Source organism: Shinella sp. M27 (genome assembly GCF_049199905.1).
Lineage (GTDB): Bacteria > Pseudomonadota > Alphaproteobacteria > Rhizobiales > Rhizobiaceae > Shinella.
In genome coordinates this window covers 61924-85524 of record NZ_JBLZPK010000044.1, presented here as the reverse complement: position 1 = coordinate 85524, position 23601 = coordinate 61924, and the positions used below count along the sequence as shown (strand labels likewise).

The window sequence follows — 23601 nt, the reverse complement described above, 5'->3', positions numbered from 1 at the left end:
TAGGTCCTTCCATGCAGAACCCCTTCTCCGATTTCGCCCCGCCGATCCGTCCGCAGAGCGCGCTGCGCCAGGCCATCACGGCCGCCTATCGCCGCCCCGAGACCGAGTGCCTGCCGCCGTTGGTCGCCGCCGCCCGCGTGTCCGAGCGCGAGCGCTATGACATCCGCAGCACCGCCCGCACGCTGATCGAGGCGCTGCGCGCCAAGCACAAGGGCACGGGCGTCGAGGGTCTGGTGCAGGAATATTCGCTGTCGAGCCAGGAGGGCGTGGCGCTGATGTGCCTTGCCGAGGCGCTGCTGCGCATCCCGGACACCGATACGCGCGACGCGCTGATCCGCGACAAGATCGCCGAAGGTGACTGGACCTCTCATATCGGCGGCGGCAAGTCGCTCTTCGTCAATGCCGCGACCTGGGGCCTCGTCGTCACCGGCAAGCTGACCTCCACCGTCAACGACCGCGGCCTTTCCGCCGCGCTGACGCGCCTCATCGCCCGCGCCGGCGAACCGGTCATCCGCCGCGGCGTCGACATGGCGATGCGCATGATGGGCGAGCAGTTCGTCACCGGCGAGACCATCGAGGAAGCGCTGAAGCGCTCCAAGCCGCTGGAAGCCCGCGGCTTCCGCTATTCCTACGACATGCTCGGCGAGGCAGCCACCACCTCGGCGGATGCCGAGCGCTATTACCGCGACTACGAAAACGCCATCCACGCCATCGGCAAGGCTTCTGGCGGCCGCGGCATCTACAACGGTCCCGGCATCTCCATCAAGCTCTCGGCGCTGCACCCGCGCTACAGCCGCACGCAGACCGCCCGCGTGATGGGCGAGCTGCTGCCGAAGGTGGTGAAGCTCGCAGCGCTGGCCAAGAGCTACGACATCGGCCTCAACATCGACGCCGAGGAAGCCGACCGGCTGGAACTGTCGCTCGATCTGCTCGAAGGCCTCTGCTTCGATGAAGCGCTGAAGGGCTGGAACGGCCTCGGCTTCGTCGTGCAGGCCTATGGCAAGCGCTGCCCCTTCGTGCTCGATTTCATCATCGATCTCGCCCGCCGCTCCGGCCGCCGCGTCATGGTGCGCCTCGTCAAGGGCGCCTATTGGGACGCCGAGATCAAGCGCGCCCAACTCGATGGTCTGGAAGGCTTCCCGGTCTATACCCGCAAGATCTATACCGACGTCGCCTATGTCGCCTGCGCGCGCAAGCTGCTCGCCGCGCCGGATGCGATCTTCCCGCAGTTCGCCACCCACAACGCCCAGAGCCTTGCCACCATCTACCAGCTCGCCGGCCCGGATTTCGCCGTCGGCAAGTATGAGTTCCAGTGCCTGCACGGCATGGGCGAGCCGCTCTATGACGAGGTGGTCGGCAAAGACAAGCTCGACCGGCCCTGCCGCATCTATGCGCCCGTCGGCACCCATGAGACGCTGCTCGCCTATCTCGTGCGCCGCCTGCTCGAAAACGGCGCAAACTCCTCCTTCGTCAACCGCATCTCCGACCCGAAGGTCTCGGTGGAATCGCTGATCGCCGACCCCGTCGAGATCGTCGCCTCCATGCCCGTCGTCGGTGCGCAGCACGACCAGATCGCCCTGCCCGATGGCCTGTTCGGCACTTCGCGCAAGAATTCGGCCGGCCTCGACCTGTCGAACGAAGAGACCCTCGCCGGCCTCTCGGCGGAACTGGCCGGCACCGCCGCAAAACAGTGGCACGCCGCCCCGCTTCTCGCCGATGGCAGCGCCGCCGGCGAAACGCAGGACGTGCTGAACCCGGCCGACCACCGCGATGTCGTCGGCCGCGTCACCGAAGCCAAGGCCGAGGATGCCGCCCGCATCGTCGCCATGGCCGCCGACAGTGTCGCAAGCTGGTCCGCCGTCCCACCCGCCGACCGCGCCGCCTGCCTCGACCGCGCCGCCGATATCATGCAGGCCCGCATCGAGCCGCTGATGGGCGTCATCATGCGCGAAGCCGGCAAGTCGGCGGCGAACGCCATCGGCGAAGTGCGCGAAGCCATCGACTTCCTGCGCTACTATGCCGAACAGGCCCGCCGCACGCTTGGCCCCTCGCACCTGCCGCTCGGCCCCATCGTCTGCATCAGTCCTTGGAACTTCCCGCTCGCCATCTTCACCGGCCAGGTCGCCGCAGCGCTCGTCGCCGGCAATCCGGTCATTGCGAAGCCGGCCGAGGAGACCCCCATCGTCGCCTATGAGAGCGTGAAGATCCTGCACGAGGCCGGCGTTCCCGTCGGCGCCCTGCAGTTCACGCCCGGCGGCGGCGCCCTCGGTGCAGCCCTCGTCGGCGCCGACAAGACGGCCGGTGTCATGTTCACCGGCTCGACGGAAGTCGCCCGCCTCATCCAGGCGCAGCTGGCCGAGCGTCTTTCCACCAATGGCAAGCCGATCCCGCTGATCGCCGAAACCGGCGGCCAGAACGGCATGATCGTCGATTCCTCAGCGCTTGCCGAACAGGTGGTCGCCGATGTCATCGCCTCGTCCTTCGACAGCGCCGGCCAGCGCTGCTCGGCGCTGCGCGTGCTGTGCCTTCAGGACGACGTCGCCGACCGCACGCTCGCCATGCTGAAGGGCGCGCTTCAGGAACTGACGCTCGGCCGTACCGATAGCCTGAATGTCGATATCGGCCCCGTCATCACGGGTGAAGCGCGTGACAACATCGTCGGCCATATCGAGCGCATGCGCGGCCTCGGCAACAAGGTCGAGCAACTGCCGCTGCCGGCCACCGCCCAGCACGGTACCTTCGTCGCGCCGACCATCATCGAGATCAAGAAGCTCGCCGATCTCCAGCGCGAGGTCTTCGGCCCCGTGCTGCATGTCATCCGCTTCCGCCGTGCCGATCTCGACCGGCTGATCGACGACATCAACGCCTCGGGCTATGGCCTGACCTTCGGCCTGCACACGCGCCTCGACGAAACGATCGCGCATGTCACCAGCCGCATCAAGGCGGGCAATCTCTATGTGAACCGCAACATTATCGGCGCCGTGGTCGGCGTGCAGCCCTTCGGCGGACGCGGCCTCTCCGGCACCGGCCCCAAGGCGGGCGGCCCGCTCTATATCGGCCGCCTCGTGCAGAAGGCCCCAGTGCCGCCGCAGCAGGATTCGGTGCATACCGATCAGGCGCTGCGCGATTTCATCTCCTGGCTCGACCGCAAGGGCAAGGCTGCGGAAGGGGAAACCGCCCGCAGCTTCGCCAACCGCTCGGCACTCGGCCTGGTGCGCGAACTCGCCGGCCCCGTCGGCGAACGCAATCTCTATGCCCTGCATGCCCGCGGCAACGTGTTGCTCGTGCCGAAGACGGAAGCCGGCCTGCTGCGCCAGATCGCGGCTGGCCTTGCTACCGGCAACATGCTGGTCATTGACAATGCCGCAGCGCTGAAGCCCGTGCTTGCCGACCTGCCCGCCTCCGTCGCCGCCCGCCTCACCTGGTCGGCGGACTGGGCCAAGGACGGCCCCTTCGCCGGCGCGCTGGTGGAAGGCGATGCGGAGGCGGTTCGCGCCGTCAACCGCAAGATTGCCGCCTTGCCCGGCCCGCTCGTTCTGGTGCAGGCCGCGACGACCGAGGAACTGCTGGGCGACCCGGACGCCTATTGCCTGAACTGGCTGCTGGAGGAGGTCTCGACCTCGATCAACACCGCAGCCGCCGGCGGCAATGCCAGCCTGATGGCCATCGGCTGATTGCCGATCCACACACGTCAAACAAAGGCCCGCTCACGCGGGCCTTTGTGCATTTGGCGCAGGGCACGGCACGGTAAAAATCGCCGTCACCCCTCCCACCCCGGCGATATCGCGTTAAGGTGGCGCCATCGAAACGGGAGAATCTGCATGCCTATCGCAAGTCCAATCGCGGCGCGCCCGGCCGGAAGGAGAGCCGCGTGACCGTCACCGATTTCGCGACCCGCACCTACGACCACAATTTCCGGCTCGACCCGATCGTGCGCAGCCTGCTCGATACGGACTTCTACAAGCTGCTGATGTTGCAGATGATCCGGCAGCTCCATCCGGATGTGAAGGCAACCTTTTCCTTGATCAACCGCACGAAGAGCGTGCGGCTCGGCGAGATCATCGATGAGGGAGAGCTGCGCGCCCAACTCGACCATGCCCGCAGCCTGCGCTTCACCAAAAAGGAGCTGATCTGGCTCGCCGGCAACAGTTTTTACGGCCGGGCGCGCATGTTCGGCCCGGATTTCATCGCCTGGCTCGCCGCCTTCCAGCTGCCGGACTACGAATTGCGCAAGGCCGACGGACAGTACGAACTGCATTTCGACGGCCCGTGGACCCACACGATGATGTGGGAAATCCCGGCGCTGACCATTATCAACGAAATGAAATCCCGTGCCGCCATGCGCGACAAGGGACGTTTTGCGCTCGACGTGCTTTATGCCCGCGCCAAGGCGCATTTGTGGGAAAAAGTCGAGCGCCTGAGGCTCCTGCCCGACCTCGTCATTTCCGATTTCGGCACGCGCCGCCGGCACGGTTTTTTGTGGCAGCGCTGGTGCGTGGAGGCCCTGAAGGAAGGGCTCGGTGAGCGCTTCATCGGCACCTCCAACGTGCTGCTCGCCATGGATGCCGATCTTGAAGCGATCGGCACCAATGCCCACGAACTGCCGATGGTCGCCGCAGCCCTTGCCGAGGATGACGCAGCACTTGCCCGCGCACCCTATCAGGTGCTGGAGGAATGGCGCCAGCACTATAACGGCAACCTGCTGATCGCCCTGCCCGACGCCTTCGGCACCACGGCCTTCCTTGCCCACGCGCCGGACTGGCTGGCGGACTGGACCGGCTTTCGCCCTGATAGCGCGCCGCCGATCGAAGGCGGCGAGCAGATCATCCGCTGGTGGCAGGAGAAGGGCCGCGACCCACGCGACAAACTGTTGATCTTCTCCGACGGCATGGATGTCGACACGATCGAGGCGACCTACCGGCATTTCCACGGCCGCGTGCGCATGAGCTTCGGCTGGGGCACCAACCTCACCAACGATTTCCGCGGTTGCGACCCGGACGGCAGCAACGGCCTCGATCCGATCTCGCTGGTCTGCAAGGTGACCAGCGCCAACGGCCGTCCAGCGGTCAAGCTGTCGGACAATCCGCTGAAGGCGACCGGCGATCCGCACGAGATCGAACGCTACCGCCGCGTCTTCGGCACGGATGTGCAGGAAGCGCGCCCGGTTGAGGTTTAAGCCTCGCCAGCCGCAGCGATAGTCGAAAGCGCCGAGCGAATAGCCGAGGGCGAAGAGGCTTTTGCCAGCGCACAGGTGGCCGTCGAAAGCGAGCCGACCCGGATCGACTGCCCGCCGCGGGCATTGGCAAGGGCAAACATCGTCTCGTCCGTCAGGTCGTCGCCAATGGTGATCGGCAGGCGATCGGCAAAGGCGGGCTGTTCGAGATAGGCCGCCACAGCGTCGCCCTTGTCGGCGCGTGCGGGTCGGATTTCGAACACCATCTTGCCCGGCTGCAACACCCAGCCCGGCCCCGCCTCCTCGGCGAAGGTCCGCATGATCCCTTCCAATGCCGTGTCGAAAGCGGGCGCCAGCCGGTAATGCGCCGCCACCGCCGCCCCTTTGTCCTCGATCAGCACGCCCTCCATCCACGCCGTCTGCTCGACAAGGCGCTGCTTGAGCGAGATGAAGGCCGGCGTTGGCGTCACGACGGTCGTCTGTCCGTCGGCACCTCGGAATTCAGCGCCATGCAAACCGGCGATCGGGAAGCGGCAGGGTGCAAAGAGCGCGTCGGCATAGGACAGGCTCCGCCCCGTCACCAGCGCAAGCGCCCCCTTGAGACGATTGGCGACGGCCTGCAGATCGCTGGCGAGCGACAACGGCACCTGAATGGCATCCGGCGTCGCCGCAAGATCCAGGAGCGTTCCGTCGATATCGAGAAACAGCGCCCAGCGGTCCGGCTCATCGACCAGGCGGCGCACCAGATGGCGGGTGGCGGCGTCCGATGGCCGCAATTTTTCCAGCTCGTCCATCGCCTTGCAAGTAGATCGCGAGGCCACGCCGGCAAGGCCGGCAGGAACAAGTTTTCGCGCGCCGCATTGTGCCCTTCACCACACAATCGCAGCAAGGGAGCCGCCATGGGCCATCGGAAAGCAAAACGGACCGCCGACAGCGACGCCCCCGTCATCCACGGCGCCGGGGACCTGCCGACGGTAACGGTCGCCAGCTATAATCTCGAAACACGCGACAAGCAGGGCTTCATCGGCGACCGCGCCAACAAATCCGCTTTCCGGGATGCACTCGAGGCCTGGCGTATGCGCATTCGTAAGGGTGGCGATGATCCACTGGGCGAGGTCGCGACCGACACGCTTTCCAAGAAGGAAATCGATGCGCTGCTCAAAGACGAGGAAACGGAAGCCGCCACCCTCGTGCGCGCGGCGGTCGATGATTTCGCCGCCGAGCTTGCCGATGTGCTGATGCGCTACCTGAAGGAGGAGGCGTGGAAGGGTACCGAACGGATTGCCATCGGTGGCGGCTTCAAGGACAGCAGGACCGGCATGATGGCGATCGCGCGCGCGCAGCTGCTGCTGAAGGCCGAGGGCGTGAAGGTCCAGTTGATGCCGATCGCCCATCATCCCGATGAAGCGGGCCTTATCGGCGCCGTCCATCTCATCCCCTCCTGGATGCTGAAGGGGCATGACGCGATCCTGGCCGTCGATATCGGCGGCACGAACATCCGCGCTGGCGTCGTCAAGCTGAACCTCGACGACGCCAAGGATTTCGGCAAGGCCAAGGTCTGGAAATCGGAACTGTGGCGCCATGCCGACGACGAGCCGAAACGCACCGCGACCATCGAATATCTCGTGCGCATGCTCGAAACGCTGATCGGCAAGGCGAAGAAGGCCAAGCTGGCGCTCGCTCCGGTCATCGGCATCGGCTGCCCCGGCATCATCGCCTCAGACGGATCGATTGCGCGCGGCGGGCAGAACCTGCCGGGCGGCAACTGGGAAAGCACGCACTTCAACCTGCCGGAGGCACTTCGCAAGGCTATCCCCGAGATCGACGATCAGCCGACCTTCGTCATCATGCACAACGACGCCGTGGTCCAGGGGCTCTCGGAAGTACCGCGCATGGCCGATACCAAGGCCTGGGCCGCCGTGACGATCGGCACGGGCCTCGGCAATGTCAGCTTCGTCAACAAGAAGGACTGATGTCAAAAAGCGGACATGAAAAAGCCGCCCGGAGGCGGCTTTTTCGGTCAGTTCAGCGTGGACCATTCCTGGCGCACCGCGTCCGCATCCTTGTTGAGATGCACATGGGCATCGACGTGGTCGACCCAGTCGAGCGGGATGAGATGGTGCTTGCCATCCTCGGAATCGCTCCGGGTCAGCTTGATGCGGCTTTCGCCCTCCATATGGTCGACAGTGCCGACATGACCGCCATCGGCGGCGCGCACTTCCATATGTTCGCGGATTTCATTTGCAGCGACCATTGTCGTTCTCCTTTGGTGAACTTGCCACAGAAGAACTGCCCAAACCCACCCAAGGTTCCTGTTTCAGCGTATTTTCGAAACGCTGCCGCAACCTTTGATTAGCCGATAGAAGTCGCTCAACGTCGTGCTGATGGGCAGGCAGCTGTTCCCCAGGGAACACGATGAGCCCCCTGCTTGTGAGCAGATGCGGTCACGGCGGGACTGCACTCGCCACCGAACTGCGGGGGCCTGACTTCCAACGTTTATGCAGCACTTTCGAGCATCCGCACCGCGGATGGCGGGCGGTCGCTGTTGTCCGAAACAGAGAATCATGGGTGAGCAAAATGGCGACGAAATACGGAACGGATGCATCGGAAACGCTGAACGGCAGCCTTGACCAGGATTACATCTACGGCCAGGGCGGCCATGACAAGATCTATGGCCTGTTCGCCCGTGATAACCTGTCAGGCGGCAACGGCAACGACACGCTCAGCGGCGGCTTCCAGGACGATACCCTCTATGGCGACCTCGGCACGGATACGCTGTCGGGCGGCCAAGGCGATGACGTCCTGTCGGGCGGCGGCGGTGCCGATACGATGTCGGGCGGGCTGGGCGACGACCGGTTCACCGATTATTCCATCGGCGACTGGAAGGGTGACGTCGTCGATGGCGGGTTGGGCACGGACACGGTCGACATCAACCTGCAATACAATACGGCCGGCATCAAATTCACGGTGCAGGATCCGACCAAGTCGGTCAACCTGTTCGGCTTCAACGTCAAGAACATCGAGCAATACTGGGTCACGGCCACCAATTTCGCCGACACGCTGACCGGCGGCCACTGGAACGACCGCTTCAACGGGCAGGACGGGGACGACACGCTGTCCGGGAATGGCGGCAACGACACGCTCGATGGCGGCGCCGGCAAAGACACGCTGAACGGCGGCCAGGGTGACGACTATCTCTATGGCCGCGACGGCGACGACAAGCTCGACGGCAGCTATGGCGACGACAACTTGCAGGGCGGCGGCGGCAACGACACCCTCACTGGCGGCAATGGCGACGACGCGCTCTACGGTGAAGACGGCAACGACGTGCTCAACGGCGGAAACGGCGACGATTATCTCTGGGCCGGCGAAGGCAACGACACGCTGAACGGCGGCGCAGGCGCGGATTACATCATCACCGGCAGCGGCAAAAACACGGTGAATGCCGGCGACGGCGATGACGAAATCCTGATCACCCTGGCGGATGGCGCCGACAAGGTCGACGGTGGTGCCGGTATCGACGAGATCGAGATCCGCAACATCTCCGGCACCTTCACCGCCAAGGCCTCCACGGTCGTCAACACGCTCGCCGACGGCACGACCATCGTCAATGTCGAGAACTACGATCTCTACGGCACGAACGACAAGAACACGATCGTCACGCTGGGCGGCAAGGACCACATCGTCACCTACGATGGCGACGACACCGTCAAGGCCGGCGCCGGTGACGATTCCATCGACGGCGGTGCGGGCAACGACAAGCTCTATGGCGAAGCCGGCAACGATACGATCTTCGCCGGTTCCGGCAAGGACGCGATCGATGGCGGTTCGGGCACCGACACGGTGTACATCGACGTCTACAGCTACCAGACGATCAACTACACCTTCGACGTCGTCAACGGCAAGGGAACGCTCTCGAACGGCTCCTACGCGCAGAACACCGAGATTTTCAACATCTTCACCTCCGCGTATGGCGACGACGTCCTCAAGGCCGGAAATGCCCAGAGCGTCTGGTTCAAGTCCTACAGCGGCAATGACCAGCTCTACGGCAGCGTCGGTGATGACCTGCTCGACAGCGGGCTCGGCAACGACAAGATTGTCGCCGGCAAGGGTGACGACGTGTTGTACGATCTCGGCGGCAACAACAACCTGTCGGCCGGCGACGGCGACGACGAGGTGCACCTGTCGATTTTCGAGGCCCATGCCGGCGGGGATACAACGACGCTCGATCTCGGCGCGGGCAACGACAGCGTGGAGTTCAACGCCGGCCTCGGCTACACTTTCGGCAAGCTCAACGCCGACGGCGGCACCGGCACCGACCTTGCCATCATCGACCGCAACGAAACCACCAAGGCCCTCACCTTCACGCTGAGCGCCAATGCGACCGTCGTCAACGGCGACGTCACGCTGAAGAATTTCGAGCGCATCGACATCACCGGCGGCTCCGGCGCCGACAAGTTCACCGGCGGCAACCTGTCGGATTCGCTCGGCGGCAAAGACGGCAACGACACGGTTGTCGGCCTTGGCGGCGACGACTGGATCTATGGCGGCAACGGTCGCGACACGCTGAAGGGCGGTGACGGCCGCGACACGATCTGGGCGGCCGGATCGAGTGACGACGCGGCGGCCGACACGATTGATGCCGGCGCCGGCGACGACTATGTCCATATCAACAACGGCGACACCGCGATCGGCGGCACCGGCATTGATACGGTCTATGTCGACGTCTCGGCGCTCACGACCGGCGTCAAGTTCACCTCCGGCACCGGCACGGTGAAAGTCAACGCCACCACCTCCTATTCCGGCATGGAAGCGCTCGACTTCACCGGCACGAAGGGCAACGACCTCGTGACCGGCGGCGCCGGCAGCGACACGCTGCGCGGCAATGCGGGCAACGACACGCTCAACGGCGGTGACGGCAAGGACTTCCTCTATGACGACGCCGGCAACGACACGCTCCTGGGCGGCGCGGGAGACGATAGTTTCACCCGCAACGAGTTCACCGGAAAGGACCTCTTCGACGGCGGCGCCGGCAGCGACATATTGGACTTCAACTATTACGGCTACGACGCCTCGGTGAAGCTTGACCTGCTCGACAGCACCAAGAACGATGGCCTCGCCCGCGGCCTCACGGTCAAGAACATCGAACGGTTCTGGGGCACGAGCCAGGACGACGACATCAGGGGTTCGAACGCCAGCGAATGGATGTACGGCGGCAGCAAGGACGATATCCTGCAGGGCCGCGGTGGCAACGACACGCTGATCGGCGGCTCCGGCGGCGATCACCTCACAGGCGGGTCCGGCAAGGATACGTTCCAGTTCAACTACGTCACCGACGGCGGCGACCAGATCACCGACTTCAAGCGCGGCGAGGACAAGATCGCCATCGACGACACCGCCTTCGGTCTCAAAGCCGGAAGCGCGATCAAGCTCGTACTCGCCGACGACGCCGTTTTTACGACATCAGGTCCGACGTTCCTCTACGAGAAGGACACGCACCGGCTCTGGTTCGACGCCGACGGCAAGGGCGGCGACAAGGAATCCGTCCTCCTCGCGACCCTGGACAACGTCTCGACGCTCTCCACCAGCGATTTCCTTCTGGTCTGATAGCAGCCCATTGCCAACCCGCTGATTACGCCTTGCGCTCTTCGAACGCGTGCTGCCAGGAAGCCCGCGTTCGAGTGTTTCACCAGAAGACATCTGTCAAAAGCATTGTTGGTATTTTCCTCAAACAGTGAATCAACACCAACGAACAACCAGACAAAGCGCTGAAACCCATTGAAAAACCGAGATTATCTCGCATCCCGTCATCCAAGCTGGACTATGTTGGATGATGGGGAATGGTGGGCCCGGAGGGCCTGCCGAATTCCAAGAAAATCAGCAGCTTAACCCCGTGTGGGACGAAGACCCCATTTTATAAAAATCAATGGCTTAGTAAAGCCGCCGTCCCACTTTTTCCGGCCGTTTTCGGTCCTTCTTTCCCGGTCGTATTGCGGCCAGGGAGGCGCGCATGAGCGGGGTGCGGCCATTTCGGGACGTGAAGCTGCAATGGCTTCAGCAGTTGAGCTGCGACAAGGATTTGAGCGACAGCGCGCGATCCGTGGCGCTCTATATCATCACCACGCATTTGAACGGCCACACCGAGAAGGCGTGGCCGTCCTATCAAACGATTGCCGACGCAACCGGCAAGAGCGTCAAGACCATTCAGCGCGCCGTCCGTGAACTTGAGGTCAAAGGATGGTTCGAGGTCCAGCGCGGAAATGGTGTCGGGCACAACACAGAATATCGTCCCTCAGCGGCGTCGATTTTACGCGCATCGGACGCCCGCGAAAAGACGGACAAAATTGTCACCCTTTACCCAAGCGAAGGCGGTCAAAATCGTCCGGCAAGGCGGTCAGATGTGTCCAGCGAAGGGGGACAAATATGTCCACCAAACTTAGAGAAAGAAAAAATATATAAACCTAACCCGCGCGAGGACGCCCCGCCGCGCGTCGAGACGCGGCGAGCCGTCCCGCTCGTTTTCGTGGCCGAGACCAAGGCCGATCAGGTCGAGCAATGGCGCAATTGGTTGCGACGTCACGGCTTTCCTTCGATCGACGCCTTGGGCATGCGAACGGTGAAAACCGGGAAAGCAGGCTATGCCCTGCCCAGCTATTGGCCGCCGGACGAAGCAAGCTCCAGCGCGCTCGATTGGATCGCTTTCTTCAGCCGTCGCCGTGACCACATCGCCAATGAAACCGCCCGGCAGACGGCAGTCCGGAGGGCATCATGACGGCTGGCGATTTGGAAGGAGCAAGGCGACCCCTGTCATACGGCGAGCCTTCTGACAGGGAGCCTTGTGAGGGGAGGCAGGCCTCCCCTTCAAACCCCACCAAGAGCACGCGGCGATCGCCCAAAGGCGAACTCAATGCCGTCGTGGTTTTCCGCTGCACCGCATCGGAAAAGCAGGCGCTGACCGCACGCGCAGCGCGGGCCGGTCTGCCCTTCGCCACGCTGATGCGGGAAGCGCTTGGCCTCACCGAGGCGCGCCGCCGCCGTCCGGTTCCCAAGGCGGACCCGGACCTGGTGCGCGCCGTCGCGCGGATCGGCGGCAACCTCAACCAGATCGCCCGATGGCTGAACACGGCCCAGGCTCAGGGCCAGGTATCCGCCATCGACGCAATCACGGTTGCCACCCGCCTGGTCGCCATTGAACGGGCGCTATCGGAAACCCTTGAGCAGTTCGCGGCCAAGGATGGCGCGCCGTGCTGATCAAGTTTTTCCGCAACGGCCAGGGCGGCGGATCGGGACCGGTTGACTACCTGGTCGAGCGCGACGTCGTCGCCTACGACCAGAACCGCAACGCGATCCGCGACGAGCGCGGCGAGATCATGCTGTTTGCCCGCGAGCCTCTGCCGGAAGTGCTGCGCGGCGACGCAGACCGCATGCGCGCGCTGATCGATGCCTGCCCGCATCAGTGGACCTATCGTGCCGGCGTCATCGCCTTCACGGCGGAGGACGCTCCGAGCCTTGGCCAACAACGGCAGGTGATGGACGCCTTCGAAAACCTTGCCTTTGCCGGTCTCGAACCCGACCGGCACGATATGCTTTGGGTCCGCCATACCCACGAGGGCCGCGTCGAGCTGCATTTTGTGACGCCACGCATGGAGCTTGCGAGCGGGCGCAGCCTCAATATCGCGCCGCCCGGCTACCAGAAGCACTACGACGCCCTGCGTGATGTTCTGAACAAGCAACACGGCTGGAATGACCCAATGGCGCCGGAGCGCTCCCGCGAGACCGTCAGCCTCATCGAAAGCGTCAGGCGCGGCGATGCCCGCGAGCTGATCCATGACTGAATCGTCCAGCGCATCGAGACCGGCCAAATCCATGACCGTCCGAGCATGACCGAAGCCTTGACGGCGGCAGGTTTCGAGCTGCCGCGCGCCGGCAAAAACTACATCACCGTGCGCGACCCCGAGACGGACGAGCGCTGGCGCCTGAAAGGAGACCTGTTTCGTGAAGACTGGACCCGAAAGAATAGCCTTGAGCGAGCGCTTGAAAGATCGGCTGGCGAGCCCAGCCGCTCCGGAAGCCGGCTCGACGCCATCGCTCCCGATGAGCTTCGAGACCGATTGGAGCGAAGCCTTGAAGCGCGCGCAAGCTACAATCGAGACCGATATCCGCAGCTTCACGGACGCGAACCGCCAGCACTTGAACGAGGCGCTGGCGATGACCGAGGCGGACGTGAACCGGCTCCGGTCGATGGTGCAGCCATTCTTCCTGACCATGGGCGCGGTGGCCTTGCTAATCGTCCTGTTGAGCTTCACCGCAAGCTGGTTATGGGCGGGCCTGATGATCGACCGCGCCCAGAACGCCAGCCTCTGGCAGATGGGCTTGCAGATCAACCAGACCAGCAACGGCAAAGTCCTGACCTGGGACGTCGACCGCCTTCAACTGATCACCTGTCAGGCCGGCTCCGCCAAAACGCCATGCCTGAAGATCGTCCAGGGAGATTGACCGATGACCGAGACCACCAGACCACCGACGCCCGAGAGCCTGTCGCCGCTGGAGCGCGAATTGCTGGGTTACGTCGAGACGTTGATGAACACCTTGCAGAGCGGAACCGCGCAGTTCGAGGCGCTGGAGAAACGCTCGACAGACATGATCGAAAACCGCCAAGCGGCTTTGGAAGGATCGCTGAAATCGCTCATCGCGTCACAGGCTACGTTCATGAACGCCTGGCTCGCCTCCGGCAATCCTTCCAACGGCACGGCCTCGACCGAACTGACGGAAGCGTTCGCTCTGCTGGAGCAAGCCGAAGCGATGCTGGAGACGGTCGCGCCGCCGACGTGACAGCCCGACCGCCTGCGCCAAGTCGCGGCCGCAACTGATCCTCATTTCCGTCCGGAGTTTCGAGCCATGAATTTGATTATTCAGCCCTATCGCTATGCCCTTTCCATTGCCATCGTTGCTGCCGGCTTCCTGCTGATGGAGACAGCGCCGTTGTTCTGGCCACCTATCTACCAAAATGCGCGCGCCGCGATCCTGGCCATGTTTTGCGGGTTTGCGCTGCTGACCTTGGCGGGAGATACCCAGGGCCGCATCCGCAGCGCGTCGGGCTTAGCTGTGGGGGCTGCCCTCCTTGCCGCGTCTGCTCTGGCCCTTACCGACCCCACCATTGCGGCCGGCGTCCTGCTCGACAGCTTCAAGGCTTGGCGAAATGCCGGCTATTCCGGAATCGAAAGCATCCGAGGCATGGTTTCGACCTGGGACCGCTTCACCGAGGCGCAAAAGCTTGGCGTGCAAACCAGCCTCGCCATCGGCCTGCCTGTGCCACTGTTCCTCATTCTGCGAGCAATCTCGATTGCCGCCCCGGCATCATCGAGCCGCATTTCCAAACAGGGTCCATGGCGCGCCCGGTGGATGAACCGCCACGAGATGCGCCAGATCCGCCACAACGATACCGGTTTGCCGCTCGGTCTTTCCGGCAGGGCAATGCTGCGCTACCGCCCCAACCCGAAGACCGGATGGCGCGCCGGCCACCATGTTGCCATCGCCGGCACCCGCGCCGGAAAAGGTGTTTCCGTCGTCATTCCGGCCATCATCGACCATGACGGGCCGGTCGCCGTTCTCGACATCAAAGGCGAGAACTTCGCCGTCACGCGCCGCTATCGGCAGTCGCTTGGCCGGCAGGTCGTGGTTCTCAATCCCTTCGGCGTCATCGAACCGTCGAAGGACCGTTTCAACCCGCTCGACTATATCCGGCAAGCGCACCTGGTCCGCGACATTGAGGTCATTGCCGAGGGGCTTGTTCGACCAGAAAGCGGCAACGGCTCGCACTTTGCAGAAATGGCGAAATCGATGATTGCCGCTGTGATCGAGGTCGTCATGACTAGGCGCGTGGAAGCCGATCGCAACCTGATCACCGTCATGGACCTGCTGTTTTCTGCCGGCTTTGAAAAAACGCTGACGGAATGGGCCGGAGCGCCTGAGATATTTGGCACCCGCCCGGCGGCGGCGGCGGCGACCTTCCTCGCAGCCGGCGAGAACGAGCGCGGCGCAATTAAGACGACGATCAAGAAGGCTTTTGATTGGGCGCGTTCCGACGAACTGCGCGCCTTTCTCAGCGCCTCCACATGCTCGCTCGAAAACCTTTTCGAGGGCAGCGCCGACCTCTTCATGGTCGTGCCGCTCGATCAGGTTGACGCCCAGGCCGTCTTTCTCCGACTACTGACAAACATCATTCTCGGCATGGTCGTGCGCTTGGAGGGTGCGAAGAAGCCGAAAAAGAACGTACTTTTGGTGCTGGACGAATTTGTTCGTCTCGGCCGGATGGAAAAGCTGATCAACATCGCCAATGTCGCCGCCGGCTGCGGCATCGAGGCGCTGTTCATCACCCAGGACAAAGGCCAGATCGAAAGCGTCTACGGCAAGGGTGACACCGCCAGCATTCTTGGCTCCTGTGTCACCACCCGCATTTTCGGTCTCGGCCGCGCCGAGTTCGAAACCGCCAACTGGGCCGCGAACGCCCTTGGCGATCAGACGGTGCTGACCCGCACCAAGCAATCATCCGCGAAATTCGGCGAAAGCCGTAAGACGTCCACGGCCGAGCAGCGCCAGAAGCTCATGACGGTCGATCAGATTCTGGAAATGAAGACAGGCAAGATGCTCCTGCTGGCGGGGTCGAAGCCGCCAGCGCTGGTTGACGCGATCGTGTCGCATCGACATCCGGCATATCGAGGGAAACTGGACCGGAATCCGATGGTGTAGTGATCGGCCAGAATATTCCCGATCGGGAAAAATCACCTCGACAAATAATAGAATCTACTGCTAATTTCCCGAGCGGGAAAATCATGCCAAAACAAATTAAGAACCCAGCTGAGATCGGCAACCTAATTCGAAATATCCGAAAGGAGCAAAACCTGCGGCAGGACGAGCTCGCGGGTGTGGCTGGGGTCGGCCTACGCTTCATTGTGGATCTTGAGGCAGGAAAGCCGACTGCTCAGATTGGAAAGGTCTTACATGTACTCCAGACACTCGGATGTGGCGTTGAAATTCGACAACCAGGAGAACGCGCACGATAAATCTTGATTTCGATTCCATCAGAAAATTCGCAAGTGTTGGCACCTCGCCCAGAAATATCCAGTAATTCCCGAGTAAAATATGAACAAAGATAGCATAACTCAAAAAATTTGGAACCTATGCCACATTCTGCGCGGGGATGGAGTTAGCTATCATGAGTATATATCAGAATTAACTTATCTATTGTTTTTAAAGTATGCAGAAGAAAGCAAGACTGAGCACTTACTGCCTGAAGGTAAGCGGTGGTCTGATTTAATAAGCTATAGTGGAGATGATATTCTGAACTATTATAGAGAAATGCTTACTTACCTTGGTGCGCATGCACCTGATGAAAACGTAAAGAAGATTTATTCGTTTCCGACAACTGTTTTTTCACACTCAGAGAACCTCAAAGCCGTAATTGAAGGTATTGCTAAGCTCGATTGGTATTCGATGTCGGGTGACGGCATGGGAGACATTTATGAAGGACTGTTAGCGAAGAGTTCTCAAGATGCTCGATCTGGAGCAGGGCAATACTTCACGCCGCGCGCCCTGGTTGATTGCATCATAAGATTAATACAGCCAGCCGCAGGCGAGGTAATCCAGGATCCGGCTACCGGTAGCGGCGGCTTCTTAATATCCGCGGATCAACATGTGCGCGCTTCAATATCTCCCGCTCAATACGAGCTCGATCCTCCGAGGTATGAAGGAATTGAGATCGAAAAAGGCACGTACCGCATTTGCTTGATGAACGCGTTTTTGCACAGACTGAGCTCAAACATATTTCTCGGAGATGCCTTAACTCAGGATGCTGAGCAGCTTTCTCCAGCAGATGTCATCTTGGCGAACCCTCCCTTCGGCGCGAAGGCCGGTAGCGCTCGTAAACTAAGAGATGATATCGTTCACACCTCGACAAACAAACAGCTTCTGTTCCTTCAGCACATTTATCTTGGATTAAAATCAGGCGGGAGAGCCGCAGTTGTCCTGCCTGACAATGTCCTATTTGAAGATGGAGTGGGACGAAAAATTCGACAAGATCTTATGGAGAAATGCGATCTCCACACCATTCTGAGATTGCCGACGGGAATATTCTATAGTCCTGGCGTCAAAACAAATGTTTTATTCTTTAAGAAGGGGCGGCGAGACACGGGCAATACCAAGGTCGTTTGGGTCTATGATATGCGATACCGCTCGCCGAGATACGGCAAGAAAAGGCCGTTACGTTCGGAGGATTTTGCTTCTTTTGAGGTCGCGTACGGCAACGGTGAGATGGCCGCAAGAGTGGATCAAGGGGAAGGAGGTCGCTGGCGCTCATTTACACGAGCAGCTATCGCAGAGAGGTTCGACAATCTTGACATTTCATGGCTGGGCGAAACAGACGCCGATCCTGAAGCTTCCCTAACTGATCCGGATGATATCACATTGGCAATCTTAGGTCATCTGCGCGCTGCGCTCACTGAAATTGAAGCGGTATCTGAAGAAATCGCAGAAATTGCGGGCGGTGCATCGTAATGGCGAAAATCGGCCTTATAAGTTTTCATTGCTTTATTTTTGAGCGACCCAAAACTGGTACGGATAGATCACTACGCCAGATCGGGGAGGCTCGACCGTGAGCAAGTTGCCGATTGGCTGGGTGGAAGTTACCATTGAAGAGATCACAAATTACGTCTCACGTGGAAGATCCCCAACCTACACGCAGAAAAGCGACTTACCAATAATCAATCAAAAATGCATTCGCTGGGACGGCATTGATGAACTGCATCTGAAATTCGTCGACCCTGCTACATGGGAACAATGGTCTGACGAGCGCTTCGTTCGTAATAGAGATATTTTATGGAACTCAACTGGAACTGGTACTATTGGAAGGGCCGCTTTATTTTCTGGGCTTTCCGGCTATTCGCGGGCAGTCGTTGATACTCATGTAACTATTATCAGACCAAGCGAACATATTTATGAAAGTTACCTATTTTACTTCATAAAATCCCCTCTTACTCAAGAGAGGATCAAGGATATGCAATCGGGCTCTACAAATCAGGTAGAACTTAATCGTAGTGAGATTAAGTCAACCGTTGTGCCGATCGCGCCTTTGTCTGAACAGCACCGAATTGTCTCCAAAATAGATAGCCTATCCGCGAGAATAACCCGTGCCCAGGCGGAATTGGCGCGCCTGCCTCCCTTGATTGCACGCTACAAAGAAAACTTTTTAGGAATGGCGACGTCCGGCAAACTCACTGAGAACTGGAGAAAAGAAAATAGCCAGCCTGATTGGAGATATTGCAGTGTAGAGAGCATAGCGGATCAAGTGTTTGATGGGCCTTTCGGGTCGAAGCTCAAATCTTCTGACTATTCTCGATCCGGCGTAAGGGTGATCAGGCTAGAAAATATCGGAAATTTGAAATTCATCGCAGAGAAAGAGACCTATGTTCCCCTCGAAAAGTTTGAGGAATTAAAGCGTCACGAACTCTTGCCAAATGATGTGCTCGTTTCCTCTTTTGTGTCTGAAGAAATTCGGGTTTGTGTATTTCCGAAGAATTTTACTACCTCAGCCATAAATAAAGCGGATTGCTTTTGTGTGCGGGTCAACTCCGATCTATGTCTTCCTGATTTTCTCGCTTACCGCTTAGCGTCTCCGGAAACATATCAGTTACTTCGGGACGAGGTACACGGCGCAACTAGACCCAGAATCAGCCTTGGACACTTGCGCGCGCTGAGGCTCAAGCTTCCGTCTATTGAGGAGCAGGCTGAGATTGTGCGTCGGATAAAGACGGCATTTTCCTGGTTGGATCGCGTATCCAGCGAGCAAACGAGCGGCGCGAACCTCCTGCCGAAACTTGAAGAAGCCATCCTTATGGCAGCTTTCAGCGGGCGGTTAGTGCCTCAAGAACCAACGGACGAGCCTGCGGGTGCGCTGATAGACCGAATTAAGACCACCGTGGTAAAGCCCCCATCTACGGATCAAAAAAGAACGCGGCGCAAACTGCTGACCAAGGAGAAGCTGATGACATCGGATAAGAGCCTTGAAGAGGTGCTGGCGAACGCGGGCGATTGGATCTCTGCGCAATCGGCTTTTCAGCTTTGCGGCGTGAAAGACGGTGTGCCAACTGAATTTATTGAAAACCTTTACGCTCAGCTACGTGATTTGGATAAAGTCGGAAAATTAGAAACAGATGCCGTCACAGACAAACAAGGTCGCAAGCTCTTCGATAGACTTCGTATAAAGGCGGTATGACCGATGCGCCTAGATAAGCTTACGATTGGTAGTTCAAAAGACAGCCCTACCCACAAGTTTAAAAATCTTAAGAACGTTTCAATTGATTTTGATCAAAAGCATTGGATTACCGTTGTAATCGGTTGGAACGGCACCGGAAAATCCAATGTACTCGAGGCACTTGCAACGATCTTCCGCGATTTGATCTCTGGTGAAAAAAAGCCTGTATTTGCTTATCAACTTGATTACCGCATCGGGCGAGGGTCCGAGGTGTTAAAAGTCCATATTGACGCAGACCCAGATCGCGAACGCGACAGCCTCATCATCTATGCAAAGACTGACGAACCACGAACTGAAGAGAGCCTCAATCTATTTGCGCAGGATGAAGGCGATGTGGCGTCGTCGGCCGGAAAAAGAGTTTCGCTGAAAGCGTTCTTTAGCCAAGAAACGGGATATCTGCCTCGCTACGTGTTTGCCTACTACTCCGGAGAAAGCGACAGACTCTACAAGATATTTCGCCCATACCTGGAAAAATTTGACGCACAATTGAGGCAGGGAAAAGATCCAGGCCTAAAGCGTCTTTTTCACGCGATGCCTGTTCATAGCCAATTTGTATTACTTGCGTTTTTGATGCAGCAAACCGATGACGTGCGCGAGTTCCTCTCTAATCATCTCGGAATTGACCCAGATCAGGGCATTGAGTCAGTTTTGTTCGTTTTGCGGCAACCACCTTGGAAATCAAAAGAGGGGGATGAACGGTTTTGGAAAGCAAAAGGTGTTGTCGCGGCGTTCCTTGATCGGCTTTACGAAATTTCTCTGGCCCCGATTGAGGTTAGTCGACGTATCAATGTTTCTCTGTGGAACAAAAAGAAACTAGAATTCAAATATTTATACGTAAAAGATATTGAAACTCTGCGAAAACTTGTTGGAGAGCAAAGGCCTGCCGAGTTCTTCCGCGATATGGAGAGTGCCCATGCCTCGCAACTATTTGAAGAAGTACGTATCCGCGTAAGACTTAAAAAGAATGATGGGCCCGTCACATTTAGGGAGCTTAGCGAGGGGGAGCAACAACTGCTTACCGTTTTGGGCCTTCTAAGATTTACCGCAGAAAGCGAAAGTATATTTCTACTTGATGAACCGGACACGCATTTGAACCCGAGATGGAGTGTTGACTATCTGCAATATTTGAAAAATTTTTCAGGGCAAACCGAAGAAGAAAGAGAGAGAAGCCATATAATTTTAACTACTCACAATCCACTTTCGATTGCAGAGCTGACTAAAGAACAGGTGCAAATTCTTTACAGAGATCCCGTTTCTAAAAATATTGAGTCTCAAAATCCCGCTATTGATCCAAAAGGCATGGGTTTTGCAAATATTATAACCAGTGACATGTTTGGGCTCGGCTCAAATCTGGACGGCGCGACAAATCGTGACTTAATTGAACTTCATCGTTTATCAACGAAATCTGAGTTGACCACTAAAGAGCGGCAAGACTTATCAAATATCCGAGAGCGCCTGCAAAGTCTTGATTTCAACTTCGCAACACGGAACAGAGTTGAGCAAGAATTCGTGCGTGCTCGCTTTGATCTATCCGATGACGCTGATTTCGATAGCCCTATTGTAACGCCTGAGAACAAGAAAAAGGCTGTTGAAGTGTTGATAAAAAGCTTGCTCAAAAATCTTGAGGATCAAAAGTAGTGAGGTTCATTCCGCTTTCTTTTCCACCTCACTTGCCTAAGAAGTGGGGTAAAATATACGATGGTAGGGTGGCCGCACTAGCCGCGAAAACTGCTCATGAAGATCGGTCAGTCTACCTGAAGAAGTACGGCAGCTGGAAATTTCTAAAAAGCTGGTTGGCAAAAGCCAGCTATGGAAAGTGTTGGTACTGCGAGGTTAAGAGCCAGCGTGCGCCGATGGATGTGGACCATTTTCGACCGAAGCTTGCTGTCACAGTAAACGGCCAAAAAATTGCGGGCAGCCAGGGATACTATTGGCTAGCTTATGAATGGTGGAACTTCAGGTTGTCTTGTCAAAGATGCAATCGGCCAGAAGAAGGAGATGCTTCGATTGTCTACGGCAAAGCAAATGAGTTTCCCCTAAAGGAGGAAGGGTGTCGCTGCGTTTCTTCTGTAGACGATCTTTTCTCGGAAGCTCCAGAGCTTTTAGATCCTTGTGATCCTGATGACTTCCTATTGTTGGCACATGGAATTGACGGCGAAGTAAAACCGTCCTCGATGCCGGGCACTTGGGAGTTCTCGCGCGCAGAATATACGGTAAAGTTGCTTGGATTTAATGCATTCAATGTTCCCGAGGAAAAGAGAAGTAATTGGCGTATATTGGACGACTTAATAAGGATGGCTGGCAATTTGCCCGAAGTCGTTTCTCATATCCAGGAAAGGATTTCGCCCGATCACGAGTATTCCAGCTTCTTTCGAGCCGCCGTTGGCACGCATCGAGACAAGGCATGGATTGAGGACATCATATAAGCGGGCGCGCTCTTTAACTTCATTGTCTTGGTATAAACCCTACTTCAAACCCAAATAACCGACCGATTTTGTCCAATGTTCCCAGAGTCGGGTTCGCCGTCCCAGCTTCCATTTCAGCCACTTGTCGCCGCGTTAGCGCAAGCGTTTTAGCAAACTCCTCTTGCGTCATGCCGAAACCCTTTCGAATTTCTGCCACAGCACCAGGTAGCCTTAGATCACCGGTTCGAGCACGCTCAGCCAATGTTCGCCGGTTTTCAAGAATCTCTTCCTTCGTGGGTTTCTTCCAGCGAGCCATTTAGCTGTCCCCCAGCATCATTGGCACGCGGCCAGAGCGTTATCCGCGATTTCAATACAGCGTCCCATTGCACGTTCTAGAATTTCCGGAGACGCACCCATATCTTTCGCCATGGCCGGTGTCTGCCGCAGATATTCGGCAAACGCGGAAAGCTCAGCCGCGAGCGCATTCTGCTCTGCAGGATCTGGCATCAGTTCGGCACAAATGCGCTTCCAATCGGGAAGATGATCGCGACCACCGTCACGCATCATGGCCCAACGGGTTGAGCGAACGATCCCCTCTTTGGCGAGCCGCATTGGTGCAAAATCAAAGAGCGGAGACAGGCGGATCGTGCCGTCTTGGTGCTTGCTAAGAGCAGAATTCCGGCCGTGATTATCGGGATTGCCGAGCGCCAGGTTGACGATGTCGCGCTTCAGGTATTCAATAACGTCCGCGAAGGGATTGGCCGAATATTGGCGCAGAACGTCGATATAGGCCTCATGCGTGCCGACGTGACCGAAATCCGCAACACCGATCGCGGACACGAGGCTTTCCTGGCCCAGCCGGATGGTTCCGCCGCCTTCTCTCCTCTTCCGGTCGAAACGGGGAATGATCAGGACACCTTCAGCATAGGTTGAAGGCTCGCTGACATTCACACCGATCTCTTGCGCGATCCGCGAATAGAGGGCTTCACCTTCGAGTATAAGGCGGTCCACAGGCTCGTTGCTGCGTACCAGCTTAACGATGACGTGGCGCACGGCCTCATCATCAGTCACGAAGCTGTCGGGATAATAAAGACCGTCATTCGCCTGGGTCATTGAGACCTTCGGCCATTCGCCTTGCAGGCCGCTGGAGCCGGAGGCGAGCATTCCAAAGCGATCGGCGACTTCCATGAAGCGATCCGAGCGCTGAAGGATCTCTGCTTCCGTCACCCCTTGGCGCTCAACACCGCGCAGCCGTTCCGCTTCGGCGTCCGCCGCTTCTTTGATGCGGATATTGCCTATGCCGCCCGTTGCCGATCGCAAAAGCAGCGGGAGATCAGAAGCGCGCGAGCCTTCAGCAAGACTGAGATGCTCGGCAAGCTTTCGCCTTGCATGCCCCTGCGGCATGAGATCCAACAGGAAAGGCGGCCAACTGCGGCTATATCGATTTTCGAGATCAACGGGATAACGGACTGACAAGGCGCGACGGTCCCGGACCGTTTTTCCGGCCGCGAATTCCGCCGACGCCACGGTGACGAAATAGTCGAGATCGTAATCGACGATCGACGCGCCCTGGAAGCCGGCCGCGTCGCCCTTGAGTTCTAGCGTCGCGGCGTGATGCCACTCACCATCAAAATGGGTTTGGAGCGTTAGGCGCATTATTTGACCCCTTCAATGGTACAAATAATGCATTTTCTCAAGTTATTCAACCCATCAAA

19 protein-coding genes are annotated in these 23601 nt (G+C 58.8%); 15 read left to right on the top strand and 4 right to left on the bottom strand.

Translation table 11 applies throughout. The features are described 5' to 3' along the window. Nucleotides 1–11: 11 nt before the first annotated feature. A complete protein-coding gene (gene putA / locus ACOZK4_RS17655) occupies nucleotides 12–3674 on the top strand; it encodes a trifunctional transcriptional regulator/proline dehydrogenase/L-glutamate gamma-semialdehyde dehydrogenase (RefSeq protein ID WP_421593013.1) in 3663 nt (1220 codons plus the stop codon). 197 nt (nucleotides 3675–3871) lie between these two features. Further along, nucleotides 3872–5176: a nicotinate phosphoribosyltransferase gene (pncB, locus tag ACOZK4_RS17650; RefSeq protein WP_421593012.1), complete on the top strand. Its 1305-nt coding sequence runs from the start codon at nucleotides 3872–3874 to the stop codon at nucleotides 5174–5176. On the opposite strand, the gene otsB is transcribed toward pncB, so the two are convergent. Next, nucleotides 5173–5967: a trehalose-phosphatase gene (otsB, locus tag ACOZK4_RS17645; RefSeq protein WP_421593011.1), complete on the bottom strand. Its 795-nt coding sequence runs from the start codon at nucleotides 5965–5967 to the stop codon at nucleotides 5173–5175. The two genes, pncB and otsB, sit on opposite strands and share 4 nt — an antisense overlap. Nucleotides 5968–6072: 105 nt before the next feature. Here otsB and ACOZK4_RS17640 point away from each other — a divergent pair, with 105 nt between their 5' ends. Further along, complete coding sequence (locus tag ACOZK4_RS17640; RefSeq protein WP_421593010.1) at nucleotides 6073–7146, top strand: ROK family protein; 1074 nt, start codon at nucleotides 6073–6075, stop codon at nucleotides 7144–7146. Nucleotides 7147–7193: 47 nt separating this feature from the next. On the opposite strand, the gene ACOZK4_RS17635 is transcribed toward ACOZK4_RS17640, so the two are convergent. Continuing rightward, nucleotides 7194–7427 carry a DUF2171 domain-containing protein gene (locus ACOZK4_RS17635; RefSeq protein ID WP_421593009.1) on the bottom strand — a complete coding sequence of 78 codons (234 nt, stop codon included), beginning with the start codon at nucleotides 7425–7427 and terminating at the stop codon, nucleotides 7194–7196. A gap of 323 nt (nucleotides 7428–7750) precedes the next feature. On the opposite strand from ACOZK4_RS17635, the gene ACOZK4_RS17630 reads away from it, so the two are divergent. The 12 genes from ACOZK4_RS17630 (at nucleotide 7751) to ACOZK4_RS17575 (ending at nucleotide 21907) form a co-directional block, all read left to right on the top strand. After that, entirely contained in the window at nucleotides 7751–10780 is a 3030-nt protein-coding gene (locus ACOZK4_RS17630) for a calcium-binding protein (protein ID WP_421593008.1), read from the top strand. A 403-nt stretch (nucleotides 10781–11183) separates the two neighbouring features. After that, complete coding sequence (locus tag ACOZK4_RS17625) at nucleotides 11184–11945, top strand: helix-turn-helix domain-containing protein (RefSeq protein ID WP_421593007.1); 762 nt, start codon at nucleotides 11184–11186, stop codon at nucleotides 11943–11945. Further along, a complete protein-coding gene (locus ACOZK4_RS17620; protein ID WP_421593006.1) occupies nucleotides 11942–12424 on the top strand; it encodes a MobC family plasmid mobilization relaxosome protein in 483 nt (160 codons plus the stop codon). The genes ACOZK4_RS17625 and ACOZK4_RS17620 overlap by 4 nt, the downstream gene beginning before the upstream one ends. Then, nucleotides 12418–13008, top strand: coding sequence for a hypothetical protein (locus ACOZK4_RS17615; RefSeq protein ID WP_421593005.1), 591 nt, complete (start codon nucleotides 12418–12420; stop codon nucleotides 13006–13008). Before ACOZK4_RS17620 ends, ACOZK4_RS17615 begins: the two co-directional genes overlap by 7 nt. A 187-nt stretch (nucleotides 13009–13195) precedes the next feature. Continuing rightward, complete coding sequence (locus tag ACOZK4_RS17610; protein ID WP_421593004.1) at nucleotides 13196–13669, top strand: hypothetical protein; 474 nt, start codon at nucleotides 13196–13198, stop codon at nucleotides 13667–13669. A gap of 3 nt (nucleotides 13670–13672) precedes the next feature. Further along, complete coding sequence (locus tag ACOZK4_RS17605; RefSeq protein ID WP_421593003.1) at nucleotides 13673–14005, top strand: hypothetical protein; 333 nt, start codon at nucleotides 13673–13675, stop codon at nucleotides 14003–14005. 66 nt (nucleotides 14006–14071) lie between these two features. After that, nucleotides 14072–15922: a type IV secretory system conjugative DNA transfer family protein gene (locus ACOZK4_RS17600; RefSeq protein WP_421593002.1), complete on the top strand. Its 1851-nt coding sequence runs from the start codon at nucleotides 14072–14074 to the stop codon at nucleotides 15920–15922. Between the two features lie 83 nt (nucleotides 15923–16005). Further along, a complete protein-coding gene (locus ACOZK4_RS17595) occupies nucleotides 16006–16236 on the top strand; it encodes a helix-turn-helix transcriptional regulator (RefSeq protein WP_421593061.1) in 231 nt (76 codons plus the stop codon). A 79-nt stretch (nucleotides 16237–16315) separates the two neighbouring features. Further along, the gene (locus ACOZK4_RS17590) at nucleotides 16316–17725 is read left to right on the top strand and encodes an N-6 DNA methylase (protein ID WP_421593001.1); all 1410 of its coding nucleotides are present in this window, start codon (nucleotides 16316–16318) and stop codon (nucleotides 17723–17725) included. A 97-nt stretch (nucleotides 17726–17822) separates the two neighbouring features. Continuing rightward, nucleotides 17823–19442, top strand: a complete 1620-nt coding sequence (locus ACOZK4_RS17585) for a restriction endonuclease subunit S (protein WP_421593000.1) — start codon at nucleotides 17823–17825, stop codon at nucleotides 19440–19442. A 3-nt stretch (nucleotides 19443–19445) separates the two neighbouring features. Next, complete coding sequence (locus ACOZK4_RS17580; protein ID WP_421592999.1) at nucleotides 19446–21119, top strand: AAA family ATPase; 1674 nt, start codon at nucleotides 19446–19448, stop codon at nucleotides 21117–21119. A gap of 68 nt (nucleotides 21120–21187) precedes the next feature. After that, complete coding sequence (locus ACOZK4_RS17575) at nucleotides 21188–21907, top strand: hypothetical protein (protein WP_421592998.1); 720 nt, start codon at nucleotides 21188–21190, stop codon at nucleotides 21905–21907. A 19-nt stretch (nucleotides 21908–21926) separates the two neighbouring features. Here the strand turns inward: ACOZK4_RS17575 and ACOZK4_RS17570 are convergent, their stop codons facing one another. After that, complete coding sequence (locus ACOZK4_RS17570) at nucleotides 21927–22202, bottom strand: helix-turn-helix domain-containing protein (protein ID WP_421592997.1); 276 nt, start codon at nucleotides 22200–22202, stop codon at nucleotides 21927–21929. A 17-nt stretch (nucleotides 22203–22219) separates the two neighbouring features. Continuing rightward, complete coding sequence (locus ACOZK4_RS17565; protein ID WP_421592996.1) at nucleotides 22220–23542, bottom strand: type II toxin-antitoxin system HipA family toxin; 1323 nt, start codon at nucleotides 23540–23542, stop codon at nucleotides 22220–22222. Nucleotides 23543–23601 lie beyond the last annotated feature (59 nt).

What these genes read in the sequence shown, in the direction of transcription:
- putA (WP_421593013.1), top strand. Translation starts at nt 12, where the DNA reads ATGCAGAACCCCTTCTCCGATTTCGCCCCGCCGATCCGTCCGCAGAGC.
- otsB (WP_421593011.1), bottom strand. Translation starts at nt 5,967, where the DNA reads ATGGACGAGCTGGAAAAATTGCGGCCATCGGACGCCGCCACCCGCCAT.
- ACOZK4_RS17640 (WP_421593010.1), top strand. Translation starts at nt 6,073, where the DNA reads ATGGGCCATCGGAAAGCAAAACGGACCGCCGACAGCGACGCCCCCGTC.
- ACOZK4_RS17635 (WP_421593009.1), bottom strand. Translation starts at nt 7,427, where the DNA reads ATGGTCGCTGCAAATGAAATCCGCGAACATATGGAAGTGCGCGCCGCC.
- ACOZK4_RS17630 (WP_421593008.1), top strand. Translation starts at nt 7,751, where the DNA reads ATGGCGACGAAATACGGAACGGATGCATCGGAAACGCTGAACGGCAGC.
- ACOZK4_RS17625 (WP_421593007.1), top strand. Translation starts at nt 11,184, where the DNA reads ATGAGCGGGGTGCGGCCATTTCGGGACGTGAAGCTGCAATGGCTTCAG.
- ACOZK4_RS17620 (WP_421593006.1), top strand. Translation starts at nt 11,942, where the DNA reads ATGACGGCTGGCGATTTGGAAGGAGCAAGGCGACCCCTGTCATACGGC.
- ACOZK4_RS17605 (WP_421593003.1), top strand. Translation starts at nt 13,673, where the DNA reads ATGACCGAGACCACCAGACCACCGACGCCCGAGAGCCTGTCGCCGCTG.
- ACOZK4_RS17600 (WP_421593002.1), top strand. Translation starts at nt 14,072, where the DNA reads ATGAATTTGATTATTCAGCCCTATCGCTATGCCCTTTCCATTGCCATC.
- ACOZK4_RS17595 (WP_421593061.1), top strand. Translation starts at nt 16,006, where the DNA reads ATGCCAAAACAAATTAAGAACCCAGCTGAGATCGGCAACCTAATTCGA.
- ACOZK4_RS17590 (WP_421593001.1), top strand. Translation starts at nt 16,316, where the DNA reads ATGAACAAAGATAGCATAACTCAAAAAATTTGGAACCTATGCCACATT.
- ACOZK4_RS17580 (WP_421592999.1), top strand. Translation starts at nt 19,446, where the DNA reads ATGCGCCTAGATAAGCTTACGATTGGTAGTTCAAAAGACAGCCCTACC.
- ACOZK4_RS17570 (WP_421592997.1), bottom strand. Translation starts at nt 22,202, where the DNA reads ATGGCTCGCTGGAAGAAACCCACGAAGGAAGAGATTCTTGAAAACCGG.
- ACOZK4_RS17565 (WP_421592996.1), bottom strand. Translation starts at nt 23,542, where the DNA reads ATGCGCCTAACGCTCCAAACCCATTTTGATGGTGAGTGGCATCACGCC.